Consider the following 619-nt stretch of genomic DNA (forward strand, 5'->3'; position numbering starts at 1 on the left):
CGAGGCGATCACGCCGCAGACCCTGATCAACATCCGCCCGGTCGTGGCGTCGATCAAGGAGTTCTTCGGCACCTCGCAGCTGTCGCAGTTCATGGACCACATCAACCCGCTCGCCGCCCTCACCCAGAAGCGGCGCCTGAACGCGCTGGGCCCGGGTGGTCTGTCGCGTGAGCGCGCGGGCTTCGAGGTCCGCGACGTGCACCCCTCGCACTACGGCCGCATGTGCCCGATCGAGTCGCCCGAGGGCCCGAACATCGGCCTGATCGGCTCGCTTGCGTCCTTCGGGCGGGTCAACGCCTTCGGTTTCGTCGAGACGCCCTATCGGAGGGTCGTCGACGGCAAGGTGACCGACGAGATCGACTACCTGACCGCCGACGAGGAGGACAAGTACGTCAAGGCGCAGGCCAACACGGCGCTCAATCCCGACGGATCGTTCGCCGAGCCTCGCGTCCTGGTGCGTACGAAGGGTGGCGAGACCGAGCTCGCCCGCGCCGACGAGGTCGACTACATCGACGTTTCCCCGCGCCAGATGGTGTCGGTGGCGACGGCGATGATCCCGTTCCTGGAGCACGACGACGCCAACCGCGCGCTCATGGGGTCGAACATGCAGCGTCAGTCG

Annotated in this window: 1 pseudogene; it reads left to right on the forward strand. The window is 67.4% G+C overall.

The features are described from left to right. Positions 1–619: pseudogene (locus FLV34_RS39625) on the forward strand (DNA-directed RNA polymerase subunit beta); the annotation flags it as partial.

Origin of the sequence: Microbispora sp. CSR-4 (assembly GCF_008033685.1) — a bacterium.
Classification (GTDB): domain Bacteria; phylum Actinomycetota; class Actinomycetes; order Streptosporangiales; family Streptosporangiaceae; genus Microbispora.